Source organism: Kocuria cellulosilytica (assembly GCF_040981245.1).
Classification (GTDB): Bacteria; Actinomycetota; Actinomycetes; order Actinomycetales; family Micrococcaceae; genus Kocuria; species Kocuria cellulosilytica.
The window spans coordinates 341,436-358,263 of the sequence record NZ_JAVFWZ010000001.1; the positions used below are offsets into that span (position 1 = coordinate 341,436).

Annotated in this window: 19 protein-coding genes; 6 read left to right on the forward strand and 13 right to left on the reverse strand. The window is 72.5% G+C overall.

All coding sequences use genetic code 11. From position 1 onward, the window contains the following. Window positions 1–86 precede the first annotated feature (86 nt). Window positions 87–584, reverse strand: a complete 498-nt coding sequence (locus tag RCG67_RS01540) for a DedA family protein (protein ID WP_368824521.1) — start codon at window positions 582–584, stop codon at window positions 87–89. A 194-nt stretch (window positions 585–778) separates the two neighbouring features. Between RCG67_RS01540 and RCG67_RS01545 the strand changes: the two genes are divergently transcribed. After that, a complete protein-coding gene (locus RCG67_RS01545; protein WP_368824522.1) occupies window positions 779–1,165 on the forward strand; it encodes a hypothetical protein in 387 nt (128 codons plus the stop codon). A gap of 54 nt (window positions 1,166–1,219) precedes the next feature. On the opposite strand, the gene RCG67_RS01550 is transcribed toward RCG67_RS01545, so the two are convergent. After that, a complete protein-coding gene (locus RCG67_RS01550; RefSeq protein WP_368824523.1) occupies window positions 1,220–1,816 on the reverse strand; it encodes a LysE/ArgO family amino acid transporter in 597 nt (198 codons plus the stop codon). Window positions 1,817–1,886: 70 nt separating this feature from the next. Between RCG67_RS01550 and RCG67_RS01555 the strand changes: the two genes are divergently transcribed. After that, a complete protein-coding gene (locus RCG67_RS01555) occupies window positions 1,887–2,774 on the forward strand; it encodes a LysR family transcriptional regulator ArgP (RefSeq protein WP_368824524.1) in 888 nt (295 codons plus the stop codon). A gap of 94 nt (window positions 2,775–2,868) precedes the next feature. Here the strand turns inward: RCG67_RS01555 and RCG67_RS01560 are convergent, their stop codons facing one another. The 8 genes from RCG67_RS01560 to RCG67_RS01595 all read right to left on the reverse strand — a co-directional run bounded on the left by RCG67_RS01560 (window position 2,869) and on the right by RCG67_RS01595 (window position 9,043). Then, window positions 2,869–3,141, reverse strand: coding sequence for an antibiotic biosynthesis monooxygenase (locus tag RCG67_RS01560; RefSeq protein ID WP_368824525.1), 273 nt, complete (start codon window positions 3,139–3,141; stop codon window positions 2,869–2,871). Window positions 3,142–3,216: 75 nt separating this feature from the next. After that, on the reverse strand, window positions 3,217–3,645 hold the full coding sequence (locus RCG67_RS01565) for a DUF1801 domain-containing protein (protein WP_368824526.1): 429 nt from the start codon (window positions 3,643–3,645) through the stop codon (window positions 3,217–3,219). A 94-nt stretch (window positions 3,646–3,739) separates the two neighbouring features. Beyond that, a complete protein-coding gene (locus tag RCG67_RS01570; RefSeq protein ID WP_368824527.1) occupies window positions 3,740–5,002 on the reverse strand; it encodes a glycerophosphodiester phosphodiesterase family protein in 1,263 nt (420 codons plus the stop codon). A 166-nt stretch (window positions 5,003–5,168) separates the two neighbouring features. After that, window positions 5,169–5,531: a DUF202 domain-containing protein gene (locus tag RCG67_RS01575; protein ID WP_368824528.1), complete on the reverse strand. Its 363-nt coding sequence runs from the start codon at window positions 5,529–5,531 to the stop codon at window positions 5,169–5,171. Window positions 5,532–5,544: 13 nt separating this feature from the next. After that, entirely contained in the window at window positions 5,545–5,925 is a 381-nt protein-coding gene (locus RCG67_RS01580) for a YidH family protein (RefSeq protein WP_368824529.1), read from the reverse strand. A 63-nt stretch (window positions 5,926–5,988) separates the two neighbouring features. Next, window positions 5,989–7,206 carry a cytochrome P450 gene (locus RCG67_RS01585; protein ID WP_368824530.1) on the reverse strand — a complete coding sequence of 406 codons (1,218 nt, stop codon included), beginning with the start codon at window positions 7,204–7,206 and terminating at the stop codon, window positions 5,989–5,991. Window positions 7,207–7,232: 26 nt separating this feature from the next. Further along, complete coding sequence (locus RCG67_RS01590; protein ID WP_368824531.1) at window positions 7,233–8,243, reverse strand: PDR/VanB family oxidoreductase; 1,011 nt, start codon at window positions 8,241–8,243, stop codon at window positions 7,233–7,235. 11 nt (window positions 8,244–8,254) lie between these two features. Next, on the reverse strand, window positions 8,255–9,043 hold the full coding sequence (locus RCG67_RS01595) for a coniferyl-alcohol dehydrogenase (protein ID WP_368824532.1): 789 nt from the start codon (window positions 9,041–9,043) through the stop codon (window positions 8,255–8,257). A 226-nt stretch (window positions 9,044–9,269) separates the two neighbouring features. Here RCG67_RS01595 and RCG67_RS01600 point away from each other — a divergent pair, with 226 nt between their 5' ends. After that, on the forward strand, window positions 9,270–10,646 hold the full coding sequence (locus RCG67_RS01600; RefSeq protein WP_368824533.1) for an aldehyde dehydrogenase family protein: 1,377 nt from the start codon (window positions 9,270–9,272) through the stop codon (window positions 10,644–10,646). Window positions 10,647–10,721: 75 nt separating this feature from the next. On the opposite strand, the gene RCG67_RS01605 is transcribed toward RCG67_RS01600, so the two are convergent. After that, window positions 10,722–12,101 (reverse strand): MFS transporter, encoded by a 1,380-nt coding sequence (locus tag RCG67_RS01605; protein ID WP_368824534.1) that lies wholly within the window; start codon window positions 12,099–12,101, stop codon window positions 10,722–10,724. Between the two features lie 204 nt (window positions 12,102–12,305). Between RCG67_RS01605 and RCG67_RS01610 the strand changes: the two genes are divergently transcribed. Further along, window positions 12,306–13,292, forward strand: coding sequence for an MBL fold metallo-hydrolase (locus tag RCG67_RS01610; RefSeq protein WP_368824535.1), 987 nt, complete (start codon window positions 12,306–12,308; stop codon window positions 13,290–13,292). A 16-nt stretch (window positions 13,293–13,308) separates the two neighbouring features. Here RCG67_RS01610 and RCG67_RS01615 read toward each other — a convergent pair whose 3' ends face one another. After that, entirely contained in the window at window positions 13,309–14,067 is a 759-nt protein-coding gene (locus RCG67_RS01615; RefSeq protein ID WP_368824536.1) for an IclR family transcriptional regulator, read from the reverse strand. Between the two features lie 67 nt (window positions 14,068–14,134). On the opposite strand from RCG67_RS01615, the gene RCG67_RS01620 reads away from it, so the two are divergent. After that, window positions 14,135–15,010, forward strand: coding sequence for a bile acid:sodium symporter family protein (locus RCG67_RS01620; RefSeq protein ID WP_368824537.1), 876 nt, complete (start codon window positions 14,135–14,137; stop codon window positions 15,008–15,010). A gap of 80 nt (window positions 15,011–15,090) precedes the next feature. On the opposite strand, the gene RCG67_RS01625 is transcribed toward RCG67_RS01620, so the two are convergent. Beyond that, window positions 15,091–15,999, reverse strand: coding sequence for a GmrSD restriction endonuclease domain-containing protein (locus tag RCG67_RS01625; protein ID WP_368824538.1), 909 nt, complete (start codon window positions 15,997–15,999; stop codon window positions 15,091–15,093). A gap of 91 nt (window positions 16,000–16,090) precedes the next feature. Here RCG67_RS01625 and RCG67_RS01630 point away from each other — a divergent pair, with 91 nt between their 5' ends. After that, window positions 16,091–16,807 (forward strand): Pr6Pr family membrane protein, encoded by a 717-nt coding sequence (locus tag RCG67_RS01630; protein WP_368824539.1) that lies wholly within the window; start codon window positions 16,091–16,093, stop codon window positions 16,805–16,807. The last annotated feature ends 21 nt before the right edge of the window (window positions 16,808–16,828 follow it).

The window sequence follows — 16,828 nt, forward strand, 5'->3', positions numbered from 1 at the left end:
CGCTGCGGAACGCCGGATGCTGGGGCCACCGTACTGTGACCTGCGTCGCACGACAACGATGGCGGGGTCGCTGCGGGTCCAGGGCATCACCGGGAGACCGGCAGCTTCCCGTCGCGGCGCTCGCCGTGGGCCCGGCACCGCGCGCGGAGGGTCCGGCCGAGCACCAGCAGGAGCACGACGACGACGATCGGCGCGACCACCCACGGCTGCTCCAGCCACGCCCAGACGACCGCCATGCCCACGGTGCCGTAGACGACTCCCCAGATGAGGGTGCCCACGAGCATCGCGGGGATCCAGCGGCGCAGGGGCATGCCCGTGACGGCGGTGGTGAGGATGACGGCGGTCTGCAGGCCCACGGTCAGGAAGCACGCCGGGACGGCCAGGACGCCCCAACGGTGCACGAGCTTCTGGGCCCGCCGGTAGACAGCGGTGTCCATGAGCCCGCGGACGCGGTCGGAGCGCCGGCTCCCGCCGGTGGCGGCAGCGCGACCCAGGGCGAAGATCGTGGTGGTCCGCACGACGGCTCCCGCCCAGAAGAACAGGATCGCGGCGCCGAGGGGGAGGGACTCCAGCCAGGCCTGCACCCGTCCAGTCTAGGGAGGGGCCCTGACACCCGCTGACGACAGGTTGTCACTGCGAGCGCGGTCCGCCCGGGCCGGGGAGGGGCGGATCCGGCCCGCCGACGGGGGCCGCTCCGGTCCCGCAGCGGCGGCCGGGGGTACTCTCGCCCTACGTCCGGCCGGCTCCGCAGCGCCGGAGACCCGACCGAGGAGGACGCATGAGCGTGGAGATCGACGAGCACGGGACCGTGACCGCCAACGGACGCCCCGTGGACTACGCGACGGCCTACGCCTGGTGCGTCGACTCGCCCGAGACGATCACCGAGCTGGTCCAGGACACGAAGGCCTTCGCCACGGTGATCGCTGCGGCCGAGCACGCCGGCCCCGAGGAGCAGGCCGAGGCCGTCCGGCAGGCCTTCATCGCGGGCGTGCCCCGGGAACCGGGCGCCTCGTGGACCGACGCGGTGCCGCCGGAGCCGGCCACGGACGAGCCGGCCACGGACGAGCCGTCCACCGACGGGCCGGCCACCGATGAACCGGCCACCGGGGAGCCCGGCCCCGCGGGCGGCGACCCCGTCCCGACGTCCTCGGGACCGGAGTCCTGACGGGGCCCGCAGGAGCAGGAGCGGCGGTGGGCCGGGACGGTGGACTCAGCCCCGTCAGCCCCGGATCAGGTTGACGGCCAGGGCGAGCATCACCAGGCCGATCACCAGGTCCACCACCCGCCAGGTGCGCGGGCTGCTGAGCACTCCGGACAGGGCCCGGGCGCCGTAGCCCAGGGCCGAGAACCACACGACGCTGCCCACCACGGCCCCTGCCGCGAAGACCCACCGCGTGTCGGGGCCGTGCTGGTTGGCGAGGCTGCCCAGCAGCACCACGGTGTCCAGGTAGACGTGGGGGTTGAGGTAGGTCAGGGCCAGAGTGGTGGCGACCACCGATCCGCGGGACCGCGGGGCCTCGGCGGTCAGGGACGACGGCTTCACGGCGGAGACGAAGGACCGCACGGCCCACCACGCCAGGTAGGCGGCGCCGCCCCACCGCAGGACGTCCAGGACCCCCGGGAACCGGGACACCAGTGCTCCGATCCCGGCGGTGCCGCCGAGGATCAGCACCGCGTCGCTGACCATGCACAGCGCCACCACCACGCCCACGTGCTCGCGCCGGATGCCCTGGCGCAGCACGAAGGCGTTCTGCGCGCCGATGGCGATGATCAGTGCCAGGCCGCTCATCAGCCCGGTGCCCCAGATGCTCCACATGGCCTCGACGCTAGCCAGCCCCGCGGATTCAGACAAACGAATGATTTGACGGGTGCGTTAGCTTTGCTTCATGAATCTCGAGCACCTGCGCGCCCTGACCGCGATCGTCGACGAGGGCACCTTCGAGGCCGCGGCGGACGCCCTGCGGATCAGTCCCTCGGCGGTCAGCCAGCGGATCAAGGCCCTGGAGACCTCCGTGGGGCAGGTCGTGGTGCGCCGCGGCGTGCCCTGCGTCCCCACCGAGGCGGGAGCCGTGCTGCTGCGCACCGCCCGCCAGATGCAGGTCCTCGAGGCGGAGGCCCTGCACGCCCTGGGCCACGGCGCCTCCTCCCGGACGGTCACCCCGGTGGCCGTCAACGCCGACTCCCTGGCCACCTGGTTCGTGCCCGTCCTGCACGAGGCCGCCGGCTGGTCGGACACCACCCTGGACCTGCACGTGGAGGACCAGGACCACAGCAGCCGGCTCCTGCGCCAGGGCGACGTCATCGGCGCCGTCACCTCCGATCCCGCGCCCGTCAACGGGTGCCGGCTCGAGCGGCTGGGGTTCATGCGCTACGTCCCCGTGGCCGCCCCCGCACTGCGCCGGCGGTTCAGCACCGAGGACGGCGTCGACTGGGCGGCCATGCCCGTGCTCCGGTTCAACGCCAAGGACGACCTGCAGCAGCACGCCCTGCGCGTCCGCGGTGTCGACCGGCCCCCGCCCACGCACACGGTCCCGTCCGCCGAAGGATTCCTCGCCGCCGTCCGGGCCGGCCTGGGCTGGGGCATGCTCCCGGAGCTGCAGCTGGGCACGGACCTCGCCGACGGGTCCCTGGACCTGCTGGAGGACCACGCACACCACGACGTCGCGCTCTACTGGCAGAGCTGGACCCTGGACTCGCCGCGGCTGCACCGCATCACCGAGTGCGTCCGCCGGGTCGGCCGCGCGCAACTGCGCGGCAGGGAACAGGGCGGCTGAGCGGCCGCGCCTCCCGCGGTGCGGACCGCCTCGACGGCGGCGTCCGCGCCGTCGGGATCGAGGTCGCACCCGTGCGGCGGCGGGGACGGATGGGTCAGGCGTCGTACTGCGCGAGGGGGTCGACCTTCACCGGCGGCTCGCGGAGCGCGAGCTCCCGCGCGATGGCCGGGATCTCGGGATCGGCGAGGAACCCCTGGTAGTCCTTGAGCTCCCAGTCGAAGAGGACCCACACCCGGTGCGGGTCGTCGGGATCCCGGAACACGTGGGCGCCCCGGCACCCGTGCTGCCTCCGCTTCTCGACGCCGATGGTCGAGAAGGTCCTCAGGAACTGATCGAGGTCGGCGACCTCGGCGACGGTGGCGAACACGGCCCTCTCACCTTCTCCTGCGGGTGGACCGCTGCCGGGGTGCCCGAGCGCGGGCGGCCCCGGGGCCCGGTCCGGCTACATCTTCTCGCCGGGCAGCCCGGCGGCCTGCTCGATCCAGGACCGCAGCCGCGCCTCGTCCAGCTCGTCGGTCTCGCGGATGTCGAGGTAGCGGACCTCCGGGTGCTTGGAGGCCTTGGGCGGCGGCGGCTCCAGTGCGGCTCCCTTGAAGAACTGCAGCTGCACGTAGTGCGTGTAGCACCGGAAGGCCAGGAACCAGCCCTCGTCCCGGAGCCCGTAGAACGGCTGGTTCCACTTCACGGCCTTGTGCACCTCGGGGACGGTGCGCACGATCAGGTCGTCGAGGCGCCGGCCGAGGTCCCGTTTCCACCCCGGCATGGCCGCGATGTACTCCTGCACCGGGCCGTCCCCCTCGCCCTTGGGGATCTGGGGATTGCCTCCCGAGAGCAGTTTCGGTCCCGCGTCGTCCTGGTTGCGGTCGGTCATCGGATCACGCCCCTCGAAACGGTCCGTGGCAGCCGCCGAGCTGTTCCGCGGTTGCCTCGACGCCACTCAGTGTAGTCCGGCAATCCGTCCCGGTTCAGTTCGCGAAGACGTCCTGGAGCCTGTCCTCGTCGGTCCACAGGGCGAGGGAGTCGCCGCCGTTGTTGAGCACGGACCTCGTTCCGCCGTTGTAGTAGGCGCTGCCGGTGTCGGTCCCGGGCCCGGTGTGCACGCGCAGCTGCGCGCCCGGGGCCAGGGCGTAGCCCTCGCCCACCACCAGGGCGTTGTTGGCGGCGTCGCGCAGGAGCCATCCGCTGACGTCCACGGTGCGGCTCCCGGTGTTGGTGAGCACCACGTGCTCACCGGTCTCGGGCTGGACGTCGTTGCCCGGGACGTCGTTGACCGAGTCGGTGATCTGCACGCCGTGGTCGGCGGGGTAGGGGTGCTGCCCGTCGAGGTAGCGGTCGGTCTGGATCGGGAAGTCCCCGGTGATCATGTCCACGCCGAGGCCGATGACCTGCTGGACGGCCTCGGGGGAGTTCACGGTGTAGACCCCCAGGTCCAGGCCGGCGGCGTCGACGCGGGCGACGCCCGCGGCGTCCAGGGCCCGGTAGTTGGTGCCCACGGAGTCCACGAACCCGGCCCACCGTTCCAGCGTCGCGGAGCCGGGAACGGTGCCGGTGAGCTGCTGCAGGGGCACCTCGGGGGCGAGCCCGGCGAAGGTCCGGTTGGAGGTCTCGTCGAAGCCGATGACGGTGACCTTGCCGGCCTCGAGCAGCCTCGCCCAGTCCTGGTCCTGTTCCAGCGCGTCGGCGACGACCTGTTCGATGCCCGGGGAGTGGGTGGGGGACTTGATCTCGATGTAGACGCCGGTGTTGACGGTGGCGATCCTCGCGGCGTCGTCGAGGTGCGGGATCCGCTCGCCGGCGAACTTCCCGTCGAAGGAGGAGCCGGCGTCGAGCTGCTGGAGCTCGGCCCAGGTGAAGGACGTGATCGGGTCGTGCTCACGGCCGGGGAAGACCTCGGCGACGTCCGTGGTGCGTGCCGGGGTGTTGTCGTGGAACAGGAAGGGCACCCCGTCGGCGCTGAGCTGGACGTCGATCTCGAGGTAGTCGACCCCGGCGGCGCGGGCGTCCTTGAACGCGGACACGGTGTTCTCCGGCGCGGTGCCGGCGGCACCCCGGTGGCCGATGACCAGGGGGCGGTCCTGGGTGGTGGTGGAGGCGGCCGGGGGCTCGGCGACGGCGGGCCCGGTGGGGGCGGCCGCAGCGGGGGCCGCCACGCCGAGCAGGCCGGCGGCCGTCAGGGCGCCGGCGGCAGCGACGTGGAAGGGGCGGAACGCGGGGCGGGGAATGCTCATGGGGGGTGTCTTTCCGATCGGCAGTGATGGCACGGCCAGCCAACGGGACGGAGAAGACAGCAGGATCAACGCGAGGTGAAGCGCAGACGAGGTCCGGGCGACGTCGATCCGACGAGCGGGCGGGGCCCGAGGGGTGGGACGACCGGGCCGGGCCCGAGCGGTGGGATCAGGCGAGGACGACCACGACGTAGAGGCCCAGGCAGCCGAGCACGACCGTGGCCGCGGTGACACCGAGCACGCCGCGGACGTCGGCGGCGACGCGTTCGGCAGTGATTCCCGAGGAGCTGCGGGCGTAGCGGGCCCGCTGGGTCAGATAGACCGCCGTGCCGGTGAGGACGGCGACGGCGAAGAGCGCCAGGACGAACGGCCCGTGGTGGGAGACCCAGCGCAGGCAGACGGCGGCGGCGGTGATCAGCGCCAGCACGGTGCGCCCCCAGGCCAGGACGGTTCGTTCGGGCTGCAGGCCGGGGTCCTCGTGCGCCGGCGCCGGTGTCCGCGTGCCCGGGGACTGCGGGGAGGAGCTGATCATCGAGTGGTCCCGGTCAGGTCTGCAGGACGAACACGACCAGGGCCCCGGAGGCGATGGCCCCGCCGATGCCCAGCAGGGGCGCGATCAGCGGCAGCGGCAGGGGCGTTCGGCGTCGCAGGCTGCGCTCCACCCCCACCCAGCGCCAGGCGGCGCCGGCGCTGATGAGCACCCCGAGCAGCAGCAGGACCACCGCCAGGGAGGTGCGCATCGGTTCGGGGAAGAGGTCCTCCGTGAACGCCTCCACCGCGATGCCGCCGGCCAGGAACGCCAAGGAGGTGCGGATCCAGGCCAGGAAGGTGCGTTCGTTGGCCAGGGTGAACCGCGGATCCGGTTCCGTCCCGCCGCCCAGCACGCGCGCCGAGAAGCGGGGGCGCTGTGCCACGGACTCATCCATGCGGTGCCTCCCCGGCTCGTGCTGGACGCGACGTCCGCGCCCGGGGGACCAGCGGGAGGCGCATCAGCTCGTCCGGGCCAGCGGCGTCAGGCGCAGGGGCATACGGGCGAAGCCGCGCAGCACGTTGTGGACCCACGGGGACGGCTCGCCGGTGAGCTCGATCCGGTCCACCCGCTTGGCCAGCGCCTGCAGGACGAGCTCGATCTCGATCCGGGCGATGGGCTGCCCCACGCACTGGTGCAGGCCCATGCCGAAGGCCACGTGACCGGAGGCGCTGCGGTCGAGGTCGAAGACGTCGGCGTTCTCGCCCCACTTGCGGGGATCCCGGTTGGCCGCGCCCATGAACAGCAGGATCTTCGCGTCCGCGGGGATCCGGACGCCTCCGATCTCGGTGTTGACCGTGGCCGTGCGGTGGAACATCTGGAACGGGGACTCGACGCGCAGGGCCTCGTCGACGGCGAACTTGGCCAGCTTGGGATCGGCCTTGAGCTTCTCCCACTGCTCGGGGTGCCGGGCGAGGCTGTAGAGGGTGTTGCCGATGCCGAACACCGTGGTGTCGACTCCTGCCGAGAGCAGGGCACGCACCAGCAGGGTGGCCTGCTCCGGGGCGATGCGCCCCTCCTCGGCGACCTTCCAGATGTCGGCGCCCAGGCCGGTGATCGACAGGTTCTCGCGGGCGCAGCTGTCCATGATCCAGGCGGCGACCTTCTCGCCCTCGGTGAAGGCCTCTGCCCGGATCTCGTTGTCCGCGCCGAAGGCGTTGAACACCATCGCGCCGTAGGGGAGCAGGTTCTCCCGGCCCTCCGGACGCAGGCCCACCGCGTCGGGGAACACCTTCAGGGGGTAGGGCTCGGCGATGTCCTTGATGCCGTCGACGTCGCCCCGAGCCACCACCTGGTCGGCGAGCTCCTCGGCGAAGGGGCTGAACTGCTCCCGCAGCCGGCGCATGGTGGACGGGGAGATGACCCCGGCCAGGCCCCGGCGCATCACGGTGTGCGTGGGCGGGTCGGACTCCAGGATCGAGGGCGGGCGCCACTCGGCTTCCTTGCGGATGTCCTTGGGGCCGAGCCCGCCACTGGAGCAGTAGGACTCGAAGTCGGTGAGGATCTCGTAGACCCACTCGTAGCGGGTCACGGCGTAGCAGCCGTACTTCTCCAGCCAGACCACGGGACCGGCGTCCCGGAGCTTCTCGTGCAACGGGTAGGGGTCGGAGATGTTCTCGACGGAGAAGGGATCGTCGGGCAGGGACACGGCCTCGTGCCTCGTGGCGGTGACAGTCATGGTGGCTCCTGTGGCGGGTCGGTGGTTCAGAGTTCCAGGGTGAGCTTGCGGCACCCGGCGGCGGCGCGGGAGACGCAGATCATCATGGCGTCGCCGGAGTGCTTCTCCTCCTCGTTGAGGATGGCGTCCCGGTGCTCGACCTCCCCTGACACCACACGGGTCTCGCAAGTGCCGCACACCCCGGCGCGGCAGGAGGAGAGCACACGGACCCCGTGCTCCTCCACCACGTCCAGGACGGTGCGGTCCGGGGGCACGGTGACGGTCCTGCCCGTGTCGGTCAGCTCCACCTCGAAGGGCTCGGCGCTGGCCCCGGCATCGAGGTTGGCCGCGACGAAGCGCTCCAGGTGCAGAGCACCCGGGGGCCAGCCCATGCAGTAGTCCTCGATCACGCGCAGCAACGGATCGGGACCGCACGCGTAGACGAGCATCTTCGCCCGGGGCAGAGCCAGCAGGCCCTCCAGGTCGATGCGGCCGACCTCGTCCTCCGGGTAGAGCAGGACGCGGTCCCCGTACCTGGCCACGAGCTCGTCGGCGAAGGCCATCGACGCCCGGCTGCGTCCGCCGTAGGCCAGGCGCCACTCGCGGCCGGCGGCCTCTGCGGCCTCGATCATCGGCAGGATCGGCGTGATGCCGATGCCCCCGGCCACGAACAGGTACTTGCGGGAGTCGAGGAAAGGGAAGTTGTTGCGGGGGCCGTTGATGTGGACGGTGTCGCCCTCGGCCAGATCCTCGTGCACGTAGGCGGAACCACCACGGGAGTCCCGGGTGCGCAGCACCGACACCTGGATCCGGCTGCGGTCGGCCAGCGGCGAGCACAGGGAGTACTGGCGCATGTGGTGCGGCAGGATCAGGTCGATGTGCGAGCCGGGTTCCCACTGCGGGAAGTCGGAACCGCCGGGCAGGCGCAGCGTCACGCGGCGGACGCCCTCCGCCACGGTCTCGAGCCGGTCGACGATGACCTCCTCGACCTCGTGCCGGTAGCCGTTCGCGGGCTGACCCCCGGTGACGGGGCTGGGAACGGTGTTCACGGTGGTCATGATTCCTCCACTCAGGCGGTCACGGACAAGGACGCGGCCACAGCGCGGTGCGCGCTCAGGCCGCCGTCCACGCAGACGTCGGTGCCGTTGATCCAGGCGGCCTCCGGACCGACCAGGAAACCGATGGTGCGGGCGATGTCGGCCGGCTGACCGGCACGGCCCAGCAGGGCGACGGCGCCCTCGACCTTGTCCCGGCCGTGGTCCGTCTTGAAGTCCTCCAGAATGGGGGTCTGGATGGGCCCGGGGCTGACCGAGACGACACGCACCGTCCCCAGGGCGGAGGCGGCGGCCTCCAGGGTCAGCCAGCGGACGCACTCCTTGGAGAACCGGTAGGAGTTGCCGGTGACCTCGGGGTCCGCGCCGGCCAGGTCGAGGGCCGCCTCCCGGTTCTCGGCGGCGGTGAACGCCATGATCTGGTCGCGGCGCTCCGCCCAGCCGCTGGCCACGTTGGAGGCCAGGTTGAGGACCACACCGCCCTGGACCAGCTTGGGCAGCAGGGCCCGGGTCAGGTCGCGGACGCCGAAGACGTTGACGGAGAGCACGAGGCGCCACGGGGCGGTGCCGGGGACGCCGGCGATGTTGAGCAGGCCGGTGATGCCCTCCGGGATCTGCCCGGCGGCCGCGGCGACGCCCTCGGCCGTGGAGAGGTCCGCCTGGACGAAGGCCCCCGGGAAGTCGGCGGCCGTGTTGCGGTCCACGCCGATCACCTCCGCACCGGCATCGCGCAGCAGGGCTGCGGTGGCAGCACCGATGCCGGAGGCGGCGCCGGTGACGACGAAAGTCTGTCCGTCGAAAGTCATGGACGTGGTCCTTCCAGGAGGGTGGCCCCGCACGCTCGAGAGGTCCTTCGCGTGCGGTTCGGCTGTTCTCCTCCACTATGTGGCGTGGCGCACCCCGGTTCATCTCTGCTTTTCACTGGGTGGAAGATGGCGTGTGTCCGGTCACAGAGGAGCTCGATGCTGGAAGCAGGGAAGTCCGTCCGCCGGTCGGTGGGCACTTCCGGAACACGATCGAGAAGGAGATCCGGTGCCTGCCACCTACGAAGTCATCGACCCGGCCACGCTGGACCCTGTCGGAGAGGTGCCTCTGCACCGGCCCGAGGACGTCGAGCGAGCGATTGCCGCCGCGGCCACGGTCTCCCGTCCCTGGGCCGCGGACCGTGAGGCCCGCCGTGCCGCGCTGCGCCGGGCCTCCGAGGCGGTGCTGGCCGAGGCGGACGACCTCGGCCGGATCCTGTCGCTGGAGCAGGGCAAGGTCTGGGCCGAGGCCACCCAGGAGTTCAAGGCCGCGGCGGGGCTGCTGCGCCACTACGCCGACCTCGACTGGGACCTGGTCGAGACGCTGCCCCAGCGCGACGGCCGCTCCGTGCAGGTCCAGTACGCCCCCGTGGGGCTGGTGGGCGCCATCACGCCCTGGAACTTCCCGATCTCCCTGCTGGCGGTGAAGCTGGCCCCGGCGCTGGTGGCAGGGTGCACCGTGATCGCCAAGCCGTCCCCGTCCACCCCGATGTCCACCCGCGCGCTCGCCGAGGTGCTCAACCGGTTCCTGCCCGAGAACGTGCTGCAGGTCGTCACCGGCCGCGGTGTCCTCTCCAGGGCGCTGTCGGAGCTGCCGGGGGTGCGGAAGATCTCTTTCACCGGGTCCACCGAGATCGGCGCCGCCATCATGGCCCAGGCCGCGCCGACCGTGAAGAAGGTGACGCTGGAGCTGGGCGGCAACGATCCGGCGATCGTGCTCCCGGACGCGGACCTCGAGCTAACGGCCGCCCGGATCGCCGGTTCGGCCTTCCGCAACGCCGGCCAGGTGTGCATGGCGGTCAAGCGGGTCTATGTCCCCCGTGCGCAGGCGGCGGCCCTGACCGAGGCCCTCGTGCAGGCGGTCTCCGCCCTGCGGGTCGGCCACGGTGTGGCCGAAGGGACCACCATGGGGCCGATGCACACGAGCGGACAGCAGCAGCTGGTGAAGGACTACGTGGCGCGGGCCGTGGCCGAGGGCGGGCGCATCGCCCACGGCGGGGACCACGGCACCGACCTGCCGGGGTACTTCCTGGAGCCGACCGTCGTGGCCGACGCCCCGCAGCACACGGATCTGGTGGCGTGCGAGCAGTTCGGCGCGGCGCTGCCGGTGGTGGCCTACGACGACCTGGACGCCACCGTGGACGAGCTCAACGCCCAGGAGTTCGGCCTGGGGGCCTCGGTGTGGTCCCCGGACCTCGAGCGCGCCCACGAGGTGGCCTCCCGGCTCGAGGTCGGCACGGCGTGGATCAACCAGCACACCGTCGTGGAGCTGGACGCCCCCTTCGGAGGGTGGAAGGGCTCCGGCCTGGGACGCGAGCGCGGCCGGTGGGGGCTGGAGGAGTACCTGGAGCCCCGCACCGTCAACGCCCGCCCGCACGCCGGCTGACGCCGGCGGCACGGACGACGAAAGGGGCCCCGCACCGTTCTTCCGGTGCGGGGCCCCTTTCGCGGGCGGGGCCGGTCAGGCCTCGATGCCCAGCCGGAGACGCTGCTTCTGCTGGTTGACGAACGCCAGGGCGAGCACGCCGAAGACCGCCAGCAGGACGGCGGTGACCTGGAAGGCCAGCCGGTAGCCGTCGGCCGGGGTGGCGGCTCCGCCGATCAGGAAGCCGCCGACGGCCGGGGCGAACACGCCGCCGGTGGTCAGCACGGCGTTGGCCACGTTGAGGTGCCCGCCGCGCTGGGAGATGGTGGTCAGCTCGCCCACGACCAGGTAGGTGATGGCGAACATGGCCGGCGCGGTGCCGAAACCGATGCTCATGAGCGCCACCCCGAGCACCGGGGAGGAGACGAACGTGGAGGCCAGCAGGGCTGTGCCCGCACCGGCCCCGGCCAGGCCCAGGGTCCATCCGCGCGAACGGCGGCTGGGCACACCCCGCTGGTCCATCCGCTGGATCAGGATGCTCAGGCCGATCGTGGCGACGACGCCCCAGGCGGCCGGCAGGGCGATGAGAGAGCCGGCCTGCTGCCCGCTGAAGCCCATGACGTTCTGGAAGTACGCCGGGCCCCAGGACATGGCCAGGGTGAAGGTCCAGTAGGCGAAGAACGAGGCCATGACGGCGAAGATCCACGTCGGGTTCATGATGCTGCGGAAGAAGGGGACCTTCTCCTCGTTGACCCGGGAGGCCCCGGGAGCGGAGACCGCGATCTCGGTGCCCTCGATCTCGCGCTCGGCAGCCAGGGAGGTGTACGGCCCTTCCTTGCCGAGGATCATCCACGCCGTGCACCACACCACGCCCACCACGGCCAGGGCGACGAACGCCGTGCGCCACCCGTGCTGGGCGATGACCCATGCGAGCACCGGCGCGAACGCCACGATGCCCAGCGTCACTCCGGAGGAGGCCACCGCGGCCGGGGTCGCCCCCTTCTTCGAGGGGAACCACTTGTAGACCGCGTGCATGAGCACCGGAGCGAGCGGGCCCTCACCGGCGCCCAGCGCCAGCCGGGAGACCCACAGCGCCGGCAGGGTGGCGAAGACCACGACCGGCATCACGGACAGCGACCAGATCAAGCACAGGATCAGCAGGATGCTCTTGGCCCGGAACTTGTTCGCGAGCGGGGCGGCCACGAGCTGGGCGAGCCCGAAGGTGAGGAACATGGCGCTGGCGACCAGGCCGAACTGCTCCGGGGTGATGTTCAGCTCCTCCATCAGCGGCACCGCGGCCAGGCCCAGGACGGCCTTGTCCGCCCAGCTGAGCATCATGAGGAACAGCAGGAGGAACGTCAGCATCCAGGCGTAGCGGGAACGCTTCTTGCTGCTCCAGCGGCTCGGGTCCTTGGGGTCGATGCCCGCTCCCGGCGGGGCCGGCTGGGCGGATCGAGGTGCGGCAGTGGTGGTCATGGTGGTGATCTCCCGTCGTGCACCCACAGAAGTGCGGGCCGTGGTGAAGTGTCCCTGTGAATCTAGGAGCCTGTGAACTGGAGCACATAGGACGTTTTCCGGTCAGTGAAAATCGCGCATTTCCCCGCCCCGGCGGCTCGGGCAGAGTGGGACCACTTCGCCTGCCCGTCCGTGCAGGACGCGTCCCGATCGGAAGGCCCCCCCATGACTGACCGCGCTGCCCTCGACACCCCTCTCGACCAGGCCCGCGGGCTGCACGTGGTCACGCTCGGAACGGCCGCCGGGCCCGCGATCCGTTCGGAGTGCCCCGGCATCGCGACCGCCATCGTGGTGGACGGCCGGTTCTACCTCGTGGACTTCGGTCTCGGGGTCACCCGGGCCGCCCATGCGGCGGGCCTGCGCGGCGAGAACCTGATGGCCTGCTTCGTGACCCACCTGCACTCGGACCACGTGGCCGAGATCCCCGCCTACCTGCTGTGGAACTGGGGCCGGCCCGTGCAGGGCTTCACCGGGCCGGTGCAGATCCTCGGCCCCGGCCCGGCCGACCCCCGGGCCGGGGCGGTCGGGATCGCGGGTCTCGTGGAGCACGTGCTGCAGGCCTACTCCTACGACATCGACGTCCGCATCGTCGACGAAGGCCGTCCGCCGCTGTACGACCTCGTGCAGGTCGACGAGATCGAGCTGCCGGCTTCCGCGGCCGAAGCCGACGGCGAGCACACCCCGGAGATGGACCCGTTCGTGGTCTACGAGGACGAATTCGTGCGGGTGAGCGCCATCCTCGTGGAGCACCCGCCGATCTTCCCGGCCTTCGCCTTCCGCTTCGACACCGCCTACGGGTCGGTGGTGGTCTCCGGGGACACGACGGAGAGCCGGAACACCGCCACGCTGGCCGACGGTGTGGATCTGCTGGTGCACGAGGCCGTCAACCTCGACTTCTACCGGGCTCGGGACTTCGGCCCGGAGTTCCTCAACCACCAGGAGATCTCGCACACCACTCCGGCCGGGGTGGGCCGGGTCGCCGCCCGTGCCGGGGCCGCCCGGGTGGTCCTGTCCCACCTGGCCGGGGTCGCCACCGACGCGGAGTGGACCGCCGGTGTCGCCGCGGAGTACGCCGGGCCCGTCAGCGTGGCGCGGCCGGGTGAGATCTACGCCGTCGTGCCCGCCGAAGCCCCCGCGACCAGTCCCGCCTGACCCGCCGGGCGGGGTGTCAGGCGGGAACGCCCAACGAACGGGTGATCGCCGCGGACGCCACCTGCAGCGCAGGAACGATGCGCTGGGAGTCCTTGATCCGCGCCAGAGTGACGATGCCCAGAGCGGCGATCACGCCGCCTCCGGCGTCCCGGACCGGCACCGCGAGGCCGTGCGCACCGGGGGAGTGCTCCCCGTCGGTCGTCGCGTAGCCGCGTTCGCGCACCGAGGCCAGTTCCTGCTCCAGCCGGGGAAGGTCCACGATGCTGCGCGAGGTCTCCCGCACGAGCGCCTGGGTGCAGGCCTCCCACAGCTCGGCGGGCCCGTAGGCCAGCAGCACCTTCCCGCCGGCGCTGGTGTGCAGCGGCAGCTTGTCCCCGGGGCGGGCGATCGGAGCGCCGACGTGGGTGCCCGCGATCCGGTCCAGGAGCAGCGCCTCCGTGCCGTCCAGCACGAAGAGGTTGACGACCTGGCGCGTGGCGAAGAGGACGTCCTGCATGTAGGGAGCGGCCACCTGGCGGAGCCCCCGCTGCATCGGGGCGAGCATCCCCAGCTTGGCCAGGCGGGGCCCCACCGTGTACGTGCCGTCCGGCTGGCGGCTCACCGCTCCCCACCCGGACAGCTCCTTGAGGAGCCGGTGGCAGGTGGCCACCGGAATCCCGCTGCGCCGTGAGATCTGGGACAGGGTCTGCCTGGTGTGCGTGGGATCGAAGGACCCGAGCACCTCCAGGACCCGGGAGGTGACGGAGCGCCCCGGGGTGTCCGCGTTCCCAGCCATGCTTTCCTCTTCCACTGGATGGAAATCTGGGGCCAGTCTAGTGCGGCACCCGCCCACAATGAGCCCCATGGACCTGCAGACCGCCACCGACGCCGTGGCCGCCGTCGCGGTGCCGCTCTTCGCGGTCACCAGCATGGTCGCCGTGGGCCTGGGGCACACGGTCCAGCAGTTCCTCGCCCCGCTCAAGGACGTGCGGCTGGTGCTGGCGGGCATGGCGGCGAACTTCGTCGTCGCCCCGGCCGTGGCCTTCGGCGTCGTCTCCGCACTCGGCATCCCGGACGAGGCCCGTATCGGGCTGATGGTGCTGGCCTGCGCCGCCGGGGCGCCGTTCGTGCTCAAGCTGTCGAAGCTCGCGCGCGCGGACATGGCCGTGTCCTCGTCCTTGCTGGCGGTCATGCTGCTCGCCACCATCGGCTACATGCCGGTGGCGCTGCCGGTCCTGCTCCCCGGTGTCGAGGTCGCCCCGGGCGCCATCGCCTCCGTGCTGCTGCTGACCATGTTCCTGCCCCTGGTCGGGGCGGTGCTGCTGCGCCAGTTCACCCCGGCGGCCGCTCGCCTGGCGCAGGGGCACGTGGGGCGGCTGAGCCTCGTGGCCATGGTCGTGATGCTGGTCAACCAGTTCGTCGCCGACCACCGCGAACTGGCCGGTCTGGCCGGCACCGGGACCTTCGCGGCGATCCTGGCCTTCATCGCCCTGAACTTCGGGCTCGGGTGGGTCCTGGGCTCCTGGAGGTCGGGCGGTGGGGCTGTCCTGGGCATCTCCGCCTCCCAGCGGAACATGGGCGCGGCCACCGTGGTGGTGCTCGCCAACTTCGAGGACTCCCTGGCGGTGCCGACGGTGGTGCTGGCCGGTTTCCTCGCCCTGATCGTGCTGGTGCCCGTGGCCCGCTGGCTCGGGCGTGGCGCCGAGCCGCCGGTCGGCGAGGCGCTGGCCGCTCACTGAGCGAGCCGTCCCGAGCGTCTGTCCGCAGGAGCGCCGCCGGCTTCCCGGAGGAGCGCGGGAGGCGTCGGCCGCGACACGCGTCACTCGCAGGCCAGGCCCTCGACCCCGCCCCGGTCCAGCGCCGGGCGGTAGCCGGGCTGGTCCGAGCGCAGCGGGGCCGCGCCGGCCGCGCGCACGGCGGCGCAGTCCGCGTAGTAGACCTCGTCCGTGGCGGAGGACCCTGTGGCCGGGGAATCCATGGCCGGGGGCCCCGTGGCCGAGGGCTCCGCGGCGGACGGCTCCGCAGGGGCGGCGTTCCCGGCGGGCGGCGTGGCACCGGGCAGCTCCTGCTCCGGGCAGCCGGCCAGCACCTCCGCCATGGCGTCCCGCTCGGGAGCCGTCACGGACAGCTCGTAGCGGGTCTTGACCGCGATCTGGGTGGCCACGTACTCGCAGCGGAACGCCTCGTGCGGCGGCAGCCACTCGGCGGCGTCGGAGGCGGACTTCTCCCCGTTGGTCGGCCCGTCCACGGCCCGCAGGTTCAGGGGGTCGTTGGCCAGGGCCGTGCGCCCGTCCGGGTCGAGCCGGTCGGCCCCGGAGACCCACGCGTTCCGCAGCGCCACCACGTGGTCGATCTGCACGTCGGAGGAGGTCAGAGGACCGCGCTGGAACGCGATCGTCCGTCCCGTGTAGGGGTCCTCGAGGGTCCCGGAGAGGACCGTGCACCCGTCGTCGTCGAGCACGTCGCCGGTCAGGTCCCGGGCCAGGACGTCGTTGCGGGCGTCGCAGCCGTTGCCGTCGGGATCGGCCCAGTCCCCGAACTGGGCGAGCCGGTCGTAGTCCTCGCCGCCGGCGGCGTCCTCGACGGACAGGGCGGCGAGCGCGCGCTCGGCGGGGGAGGAGCCCTGCGGGGCCGGCGGGGTGCACCCGGCCAGGACGCCCACGGCGAGCGCGAGCGGGACGAGCCCCGCCCTCCGGGCACGGGGCTGCGGGGACGCGGTCCTGCGCACGGTGCTCCCTCCGCTCGGGCCGGTGCTGTCGGGCCTCCTATTCTCGCAGGTCGGCGGGCAGGGTAGATTGCAGCACCGGAGGGGGGCAGGAATGAGACGAGGCTTCGCCGCGGCCCGCGTGCTGGCGGGCCTGGCCCTGCTCGCGGCCGTGGCCGGGCGGCTGCAGGCCTATCTGCGGTTCTGGATCGAGCGCGGGGACCAGGCCCTCGCGGTCGACGTCGCGAACTTCTTCTCCTACTTCACGATCCAGACGTCGCTGTTCCACGCCGTGGTCTTCGGGACCGGGGCGTGGTTCCTGCTCGCCCGGCAGGGCGCCGAGCCGGGGCGGTTCGCCGCCCTGCGGGCCGCGGCCACGACGTACACGGTCACCACCGGGGTGGTCTACAACGCGCTGCTGCGCAGCCTGCCGCAGGAGGCGGGCCTGGAGCAGCCGTGGGCCAACGAGGTGCTGCACACGATCGTGCCCGTCTACGCGCTGCTGGACTGGCTGTTCGCCCCGGGGCGGAGCCGGGTCCGGTGGCGCACGGTCGCGGGCATCGTGGTGTACCCGGTGCTGTGGGCGGTCTACACCCTGGTGCGGGCGCCGTGGGTGCTGGACGAGGGCACGGGCAACCCCTGGTGGTACCCCTATCCGTTCCTGGACCCCAACGAGTCGGCCGGCGGCTACGGGGCGGTGGCGGTCTGGATCGCGGTGCTCGCGGTGGCGATCACGGCGACGGCCGCGGTCCTCGTCGGCGTCTCCCGGCGCGGAGCGCCGGCTGCCGACGGCCACGAGGACGACGACGGCGGGGGCGGGCGCCGCCGCTGACGGCCCGGGCCGCCCAGGCCC

Coding starts and splice junctions, on each gene's coding strand:
- RCG67_RS01610 (WP_368824535.1), top strand. CDS start 12,306: ATGACTGACCGCGCTGCCCTCGACACCCCTCTCGACCAGGCCCGCGGG.
- RCG67_RS01590 (WP_368824531.1), bottom strand. CDS start 8,243: ATGACCACCGTGAACACCGTTCCCAGCCCCGTCACCGGGGGTCAGCCC.
- RCG67_RS01555 (WP_368824524.1), top strand. CDS start 1,887: ATGAATCTCGAGCACCTGCGCGCCCTGACCGCGATCGTCGACGAGGGC.
- RCG67_RS01620 (WP_368824537.1), top strand. CDS start 14,135: ATGGACCTGCAGACCGCCACCGACGCCGTGGCCGCCGTCGCGGTGCCG.
- RCG67_RS01570 (WP_368824527.1), bottom strand. CDS start 5,002: ATGAGCATTCCCCGCCCCGCGTTCCGCCCCTTCCACGTCGCTGCCGCC.
- RCG67_RS01605 (WP_368824534.1), bottom strand. CDS start 12,101: ATGACCACCACTGCCGCACCTCGATCCGCCCAGCCGGCCCCGCCGGGA.
- RCG67_RS01595 (WP_368824532.1), bottom strand. CDS start 9,043: ATGACTTTCGACGGACAGACTTTCGTCGTCACCGGCGCCGCCTCCGGC.
- RCG67_RS01575 (WP_368824528.1), bottom strand. CDS start 5,531: ATGATCAGCTCCTCCCCGCAGTCCCCGGGCACGCGGACACCGGCGCCG.
- RCG67_RS01565 (WP_368824526.1), bottom strand. CDS start 3,645: ATGACCGACCGCAACCAGGACGACGCGGGACCGAAACTGCTCTCGGGA.
- RCG67_RS01630 (WP_368824539.1), top strand. CDS start 16,091: ATGAGACGAGGCTTCGCCGCGGCCCGCGTGCTGGCGGGCCTGGCCCTG.
- RCG67_RS01545 (WP_368824522.1), top strand. CDS start 779: ATGAGCGTGGAGATCGACGAGCACGGGACCGTGACCGCCAACGGACGC.
- RCG67_RS01580 (WP_368824529.1), bottom strand. CDS start 5,925: ATGGATGAGTCCGTGGCACAGCGCCCCCGCTTCTCGGCGCGCGTGCTG.
- RCG67_RS01550 (WP_368824523.1), bottom strand. CDS start 1,816: ATGTGGAGCATCTGGGGCACCGGGCTGATGAGCGGCCTGGCACTGATC.
- RCG67_RS01585 (WP_368824530.1), bottom strand. CDS start 7,206: ATGACTGTCACCGCCACGAGGCACGAGGCCGTGTCCCTGCCCGACGAT.
- RCG67_RS01615 (WP_368824536.1), bottom strand. CDS start 14,067: ATGGCTGGGAACGCGGACACCCCGGGGCGCTCCGTCACCTCCCGGGTC.